11 protein-coding genes and 1 pseudogene are annotated in these 6,637 nt (G+C 70.4%); 2 read left to right on the top strand and 10 right to left on the bottom strand.

The window, feature by feature from the left end:
* Positions 1-565 (top strand): SAM-dependent methyltransferase (locus AC2VNT_RS08375; protein WP_486946415.1); only part of this gene is annotated, 565 nt, incomplete at its 5' end.
* A gap of 12 nt (positions 566-577) precedes the next feature.
* Here AC2VNT_RS08375 and sppA read toward each other — a convergent pair.
* Positions 578-2,353, bottom strand: coding sequence for a signal peptide peptidase SppA (gene sppA, locus AC2VNT_RS08370; protein WP_486946414.1), 1,776 nt, complete (start codon positions 2,351-2,353; stop codon positions 578-580).
* A 158-nt stretch (positions 2,354-2,511) separates the two neighbouring features.
* On the opposite strand from sppA, the pseudogene AC2VNT_RS08365 reads away from it, so the two are divergent.
* Positions 2,512-2,655, top strand: a pseudogene (locus AC2VNT_RS08365) (EstA family serine hydrolase); the annotation flags it as partial.
* Positions 2,656-2,741: 86 nt separating this feature from the next.
* Here AC2VNT_RS08365 and rplO read toward each other — a convergent pair.
* From rplO to rplX, 9 genes are all read right to left on the bottom strand, one after another.
* Positions 2,742-3,182: a 50S ribosomal protein L15 gene (gene rplO / locus AC2VNT_RS08360; RefSeq protein ID WP_486946413.1), complete on the bottom strand. Its 441-nt coding sequence runs from the start codon at positions 3,180-3,182 to the stop codon at positions 2,742-2,744.
* Positions 3,179-3,364, bottom strand: coding sequence for a 50S ribosomal protein L30 (rpmD, locus tag AC2VNT_RS08355; RefSeq protein WP_486946412.1), 186 nt, complete (start codon positions 3,362-3,364; stop codon positions 3,179-3,181). Before rpmD ends, rplO begins: the two co-directional genes overlap by 4 nt.
* A 2-nt stretch (positions 3,365-3,366) precedes the next feature.
* Complete coding sequence (gene rpsE / locus AC2VNT_RS08350) at positions 3,367-4,059, bottom strand: 30S ribosomal protein S5 (protein ID WP_486946411.1); 693 nt, start codon at positions 4,057-4,059, stop codon at positions 3,367-3,369.
* A 31-nt stretch (positions 4,060-4,090) separates the two neighbouring features.
* Positions 4,091-4,465: a 50S ribosomal protein L18 gene (gene rplR, locus AC2VNT_RS08345; RefSeq protein WP_486946410.1), complete on the bottom strand. Its 375-nt coding sequence runs from the start codon at positions 4,463-4,465 to the stop codon at positions 4,091-4,093.
* A gap of 2 nt (positions 4,466-4,467) precedes the next feature.
* Positions 4,468-5,007, bottom strand: a complete 540-nt coding sequence (gene rplF / locus AC2VNT_RS08340; protein WP_486946409.1) for a 50S ribosomal protein L6 — start codon at positions 5,005-5,007, stop codon at positions 4,468-4,470.
* Positions 5,008-5,040: 33 nt separating this feature from the next.
* Positions 5,041-5,439, bottom strand: coding sequence for a 30S ribosomal protein S8 (gene rpsH / locus AC2VNT_RS08335; RefSeq protein WP_486946408.1), 399 nt, complete (start codon positions 5,437-5,439; stop codon positions 5,041-5,043).
* A 67-nt stretch (positions 5,440-5,506) separates the two neighbouring features.
* The gene (locus AC2VNT_RS08330) at positions 5,507-5,692 is read right to left on the bottom strand and encodes a type Z 30S ribosomal protein S14 (RefSeq protein ID WP_486946407.1); all 186 of its coding nucleotides are present in this window, start codon (positions 5,690-5,692) and stop codon (positions 5,507-5,509) included.
* 5 nt (positions 5,693-5,697) lie between these two features.
* On the bottom strand, positions 5,698-6,270 hold the full coding sequence (rplE, locus tag AC2VNT_RS08325) for a 50S ribosomal protein L5 (protein ID WP_486946406.1): 573 nt from the start codon (positions 6,268-6,270) through the stop codon (positions 5,698-5,700).
* 2 nt (positions 6,271-6,272) lie between these two features.
* Positions 6,273-6,590, bottom strand: coding sequence for a 50S ribosomal protein L24 (gene rplX, locus AC2VNT_RS08320; RefSeq protein WP_486946405.1), 318 nt, complete (start codon positions 6,588-6,590; stop codon positions 6,273-6,275).
* Between the last annotated feature and the right edge of the window lie 47 nt (positions 6,591-6,637).

The raw sequence follows: 6,637 nt of genomic DNA, 5'->3' as shown, positions 1-6,637 counted from the left end.
CTGGCCGGCCGGCAGCACCGTCTACGAGGTGGACCAGCCGCAGGTGATCGACTTCAAGACCGCCGCGATGGCCACGCTCGGCGCCGAGCCGGCCGCCCGGCGTCACACCGTCCGGGTCGACCTGCGCGACGACTGGCCGACGGCGTTGCGCCGCAGCGGATTCGACGACACCCAACCCGTGGCGTGGAGCGCCGAGGGTCTGCTGATGTACCTGCCGCCGGCCGCCCAGGACCGGTTATTCGACGACATCACCGCGCTGAGCGCACCCGGCAGCCGGCTGGCCACCGAATACCACCCGGACGGCGGTGCGCACATGACCGAGCGGGCGCAGAAGCTCACCGACCAGTGGCGTGCCTACGGCTATGACATGGACATGACCCAGCTGTTCTACACCGGCACCCGCAACAACGTCGCCGACTACCTCGCCGCGCGGGGCTGGCGGCCGACCACCCGGCCACGAAGCGAGCTGTTCGACGAGTACGGGGTGGATTTCCCGGCCGGTCCCGACGACGAGGCGATCGCCCCGTTCCGGAACACCATCGCGGTGACGGCGGTCCGCGGCTAGGACGCCGTCAGGTCACCCGTCCAGTCGCGGCTCCCCCAGCCACAGCACGCTCGCTCCGGCAACCGACCGCCGGGTCTGATCGACCACACCGACCAGCGACCGCACCAGCAGCGCGCCCACCGCGTCCGGCAGCGAGTCCGCGGCCGGCGCCGACGACGATCGCGGGCGCAGCAGCTCCAGCAACGACGAGCCCGGGTAGTGCGGGACGCGAACGTCGGCGTCCGGGTCTAGCCCGGCCCGGGCTTTGGCGCGTCGCATCGCGGTGTGCAGCCCGCCGAGCTCGTCGACCAGGCCGTGCTCCAGCGCATCGGCCCCGGTCCACACCCGGCCGCGGGCCACCGCGTCGACCGCCTCCACCGACAGGTTGCGGCCCTCGGCGACCCGGCCGACGAAGTCGGCGTAGCACAGGTCCGCCTCGGCCTCCAGCCGGGCGTGCTGCTCGGCGGTGAACGGCGCGTCGGCCGACCAGGCGTCGGCGTTGGCGTTGGTGCGCACCGCATCCGAGCCGATGCCCAGCCGATCCTTCAGCTCGCGGGCGACCAGCTTGCCGGTGACCACGCCGATCGATCCGGTGATCGTCCCGGGGTTGGCCACGATCTCGTCGGCGGCCATCGCCACGTAGTAGCCGCCGGATGCCGCCACCGCCCCCATCGACGCCACCACCGGCTTGCCCGCCTTGCGGGCCTCGCCGACCGCCCGCCAGATGGTCTCCGAGCCGGTGACCGAGCCGCCGGGGCTGTCCACCCGCAGCACGATCGCGACCACGTCGTCGTCGGCGGCGGCCTCCCGCAGCGACGCGGCGATGGTGTCGCCGCCGGCACTGGAGCTACTGACCGGCAGCACCTGCGGGCCGCCCCGGCCACTGACGATCGGGCCGGCCACGGTGACCACCGCGACCTTCGGTTTGGCCGTCCGGCCCGGGATCGTCGGCAGCGGCAGCCCCGGCCGCGTCGACGCTTTGGCCCGCGCGTAGCGCGCCAGGTACAGCCGCGGCGGCCGCGCGTTCGGGCCACCGTCGACCAGTTCGGCGATCCGGGCGTAGGCCTCGTCACGGAAACCGATCCGGTCCACCAGGCCGGCCTCGACGGCGTCGTCGCGCAGCAGTGGCGCCCGGTCGGCGAGGTCGTCCACCGCCGCGGGCTTCAGTCTGCGCGACTCGGCCACTGCCTGGCGCACCTGCGCGTGCAGGCTCTGCACCAGCCGGGTGTCCGCCTCCCGGTGCGCGTCGGTGTAGCTGTCCTGGGTGAAAAGGTTTGCCGCGGACTTGTATTCGCCGCGGGCGACGAACTCGGCCTCGATGCCCGCCTTGTCCAGCGCGGAGCGCAGAAACATCGCGTTGGTGGCGAATCCGACCAGGCCGACGGTGCCGGACGGCTGCATCCAGATCTCGCCGAACACCGACGCCAGGTAGTAGGAGAGCGTGCCCGGATAGGTCTCGGCCCAGACCACCGTCGGTTTCGCAGCGGCGAACTCGGCGATCGCGGCGCGCAGCTCCTGAACCGGGCCGGCGGCCGCCGCCGACAGCTGCACCCGGGCGATCAGGCCGGCCACCCGGGCGTCCTCGGCGGACCGGTAGATGGCGTCGACCACGTCGCGCAGCACCGGCGGGCGCCCGCCGCGGGTGATCACGGTGAGCGGGTCCAAGCCGCCGGTCTCCGCCGGCAGCGACTGCAGGTCGAGTTCGAGGACGCAGCCGTTCGGGACGCCGTGGTGGCGGGCGGTGTCGACGTGGCGCAGCATGCCGCGCAGGTCGTCGACGCCGGGCAGGGCGGGCAGCAGCGAGAACATACGCCGAGCCTACCGACGCACCGGGCGCGTGGCGCGGCGCACGGCGCACGGCGCACGGCGCACGGCGCACGGCGACGGTGACAGAAGAGCCCGATGATGCTCAAGGTCACTGTGCCCGGCGCCGCGATCGGCGGCGACGTCGATGCCGGCTACGGCATGGCTCAGTCGGGTTCGCCGACCCCGATACCGGCATCGGGCTCGTCTACCTGATGAACCGGCCGGGTTTCCACCTGGTCAGCGACCCGCGGGAACTCGCGCTGCGCCAGGCGCCGTTCCGCGATGTGTTGGGCTTGCGGGCCTAGCGACACAGCGGCAGCCGACATTGCACTGAGGGAGTGAATCCGATAGGATATCCCGCCCTCAGTGCAATCTCAAACGTGCGGAGAGCCTACAACTCGGTGGCCGAGCCACCGGCGGCGGTGATCTTCTCCCGGGCGCTGCCGCTGAACCTGTGCGCGGTGACGTCGGCCTTGACCGCGATCTTGCCGTCGCCGAGCACCTTCACCCGCGAGTTCTTCCGCACCGCGCCCTTGGCGACCAGGTCGTCGACACCGACGGCGCCGCCCTTGGGGAAGAGCCGGTTGATGTCGCCGACGTTGACCACCTGGTACTCGACCCGGAACCGGTTGCGGAAGCCCTTCAGCTTCGGCAGCCGCATGTGGATCGGCATCTGGCCGCCCTCGAAGGTCACCGGCACGTTCTTGCGGGCCTTGGTGCCCTTGGTGCCGCGGCCGGCGGTCTTGCCCTTGGAGCCCTCGCCGCGGCCGACCCGGGTGCGCTTGGTCTTCGATCCGGGCGCCGGGCGCAGATCGTGCAGCTTGATGGTCACTTGCCGGCCTCCTCAACCATGACGAGGTGGTGCACCACCGCGAGCAGCCCGCGGGTCTGGGCGTTGTCCTCCCGCACCACCGACTGCCGAATCTTGCGCAGACCCAGCGTGCGCAGGCTCTCCCGCTGCTTCCAGCGGGCGCCGATGGTGCTGCGCACCTGGGTGATCTTCAACGCCGCCATGGCTACGCCGTCCCCTCCCGCGGCGCCCCGGCCGCGACCGCCGCTTCGCTCTCCCGCCGCGCCTTGAGCATGGCCGCCGGGGCCACGTCCTCGATCGGCAGGCCGCGCCGGGCGGCCACCTCCTCGGGGCGCTGCAGCATCTTCAGCGCGGTCACCGTGGCGTGCACCACGTTGATGGCGTTGTCGCTGCCCAGCGACTTGGACAGGATGTCGCGGACGCCGGCGCACTCCAGCACGGCGCGCACCGCACCGCCGGCGATCACCCCGGTACCGGGGCTGGCCGGGCGCAGCAGCACCACCCCGGCGGCGGCCTCACCCTGCACCGGGTGGGTGATCGTGCCGCCGATCAGCGGTACCCGGAAGAAGCCCTTGCGGGCCTCCTCGACGCCCTTGGCGATCGCCGACGGGACTTCCTTGGCCTTGCCGTAGCCGACGCCGACCATCCCGTTGCCGTCGCCGACGATCACCAGCGCGGTGAAGCTGAACCGGCGGCCGCCCTTGACCACCTTGGAGACCCGGTTGATCGCAACGACGCGCTCCAGGTAGTTGCTCTTCTCGCTGTCGCGACCGCCGCGGCCGCCGCGGCCGCCGTCACGACGGCCGTCCCGGTTGTCGCCGCGGCCTTCGCTCCGGGGTGCGCTGCCGGCCTCCGGCGGGGTTCCCCCCGCGGCCGCTGCACTCGGCTGCTCCGCCATCATGCGATCCTTCCCGTCTCGGTCATGTACATCAGAACGTCAATCCACCCTCGCGGGCCGCGTCGGCCAGCGCCGCGATCCGGCCGCCGTAGGTGTAGCCACCGCGGTCGAACACCACGGTGTCGACGCCGGCCGCCTTGGCCCGCTCGGCGATCAGCTGGCCGACCCGGACGCTGTGCGCCTTCTTGTCGCCGGTCACGGCGCGCACGTCGGCCTCGATCGACGAGGCCGCCGCCAGCGTGGTGCCGGTCAGGTCGTCGACCAGCTGCACGTGGATGTGCCGGGCCGACCGGTGCACCACCAGCCGCGGGCGGGCGGCGGTGCCGGAGATCTTCTTGCGCAGCCGCGCGTGCCGACGCAGCCGGGCGGTGCGCCGGGCCGCGGAGACGCTGTGTGTGTGCACCATGGCTACTTACCTGTCTTTCCGACCTTGCGACGGATCTGCTCACCCTCGTAGCGCACGCCTTTGCCCTTGTACGGGTCCTTGCGGCGCAGTCGGCGGATGTTCGCCGAGATCTGTCCGACCTGCTGCTTGTCGATGCCGGCGACGGAGAACTTGGTGGGCGACTCCACCGCGAAGGTGATCCCCTCGGGTGCGGCCACCACCACCGGGTGGCTGTAGCCCAGCGCGAACTCCAGCGTGGAACCCTTGAGCTGCACCCGGTAGCCGACGCCGTGGATCTCCATCTTGATGAGGTAGCCCTCGGAGACCCCGGTGATCAGGTTCGCCACCAGGGTCCGGCTCAAGCCGTGCAGCGACCGGTTGCGGCGCTCGTCGTCGGGGCGGGTCACCACGATCGCCCCGTCGTCGTTGCGCGCGACACCGATCGGCGCAGCCACCGACAGCTCCAAAGCGCCCTTCGGCCCCTTGACCGACACCTGCTGACCGTCGATGGTCACGTCGACCCCGGCCGGAACCGGGATCGGCTGCTTACCAATGCGCGACATCTTGCTTGCCCCTGCTCTGCTTCTGCTTCTCGGCTACCACACGTACGCGAGGACTTCGCCGCCCACGCCATGCCTGGCCGCCTGCCGGTCGGTCAACAGGCCCGACGAGGTGGAGATGATCGCCACGCCCAGCCCGCCGAGCACCCGCGGCAGATTGGTCGACTTGGCGTACACCCGCAGGCCGGGCTTGGACACCCGGCGCAGCCCGGCCAGGCTACGCTCCCGGTTCGGGCCGTACTTGAGGTTCACCACCAGCGCCTTACCCACCCGGGCGTCCTCGACGTGGTAGTCGCTGATGTAGCCCTCCCGCTTGAGGATCTCGGCGATGTTGGCCTTGATCTTCGAGTGCGGCAGGGTCACCTCGTCGTGATACGCCGAGTTGGCGTTGCGCAGACGGGTCAAGAAGTCTGCGATCGGGTCGGTCATCGTCATGAAAGAGGTGTCACCTTCCTCGCGGTGGTTCCCATCCAGGAAATTTCCCTTGGGGGCCTACCGCGCTTCACCAGCTGCTCTTCTGCACACCGGGCAGTTCACCGGCGTGCGCCATCTCGCGCAGGCAGATCCGGCACAGCCCGAACTTACGCAGCACCGCCCGCGGGCGTCCGCACCGGTTGCACCGGGTGTAGCCGCGAACCGCGAACTTGGGCTTGCGTGCCGCCTTGTTTACCAGCGCCTTCTTCGCCATGTCGTTCACTTCTCCTTGAACGGGAAGCCGAGGGCCCGCAGCAGCGCTCGTCCTTCGTCGTCGGTCGTCGCCGAGGTGACGACGGTGATGTTCATGCCCCGGGGCCGATCGATGGAGTCCACATCGATCTCGTGGAACATCGACTGCTCGGACAGGCCGAACGTGTAGTTTCCGGAGCCGTCGAACTGCTTGGCCGACAGCCCGCGGAAATCCCGGATCCGGGGCAGCGCGATCGAGGTGAGCCGGTCCAGGAACTCCCACATCCGGTCGCCGCGCAGCGTCGCCCGGGCGCCGATCGGCATCTCCTCGCGCAGCTTGAACTGGGCGATTGACTTCCGGGCCTTGCGAACCTCGGGTTTCTGCCCGGTGATCAGCGCCAGGTCGTTGACCGCCCCGTTGATCAGCTTGGCGTCCCGCGCGGCCTCGCCGACGCCCATGTTGACCACCACCTTGACCACGGTCGGGATCTGCATCACGTTGGCGTAGCTGAACTCCTTGTGGAGCGAATCCCGGATTTCCTCGCGGTATTTCACCTTCAGCCGCGGCTGGGTCTTCGTCGGGCTTTCCGTCGTCGTCATGCTCAGATGTCCTTGCCGTTGCGCTTGGAGATCCGGACCCGCTTGCCGGTCTTCTCGTCGGTCCGGTAGCCGACGCGGGCCGGCTTGCCGTCCGAGTCGACCACCATCACGTTGGAGACGTGGATCGGCGCCTCCTGGGTGACGATCCCTCCCGAGGAAGCACCGGCCTGGTTGGTGGAGACCGCGGTGTGCTTCTTGATCCGGTTCACGCCCTGCACCAGCACCCGGTCGCGCGCCGGGTATGCCTGCAGCACCTTGCCTTTGGCGCCCTTGTCCTTGCCGGCGATGACCAGCACGGTGTCGCCCTTGTGCACCTTCATCTACAGCACCTCCGGGGCCAGCGAGACGATCTTCATGAACCGCTTCT

This window comes from Mycobacterium sp. TH-M15, from assembly GCF_057473705.1.
Note: the sequence above shows the minus strand (reverse complement) of the source record. Positions and strands in the feature narration are given on the sequence as shown.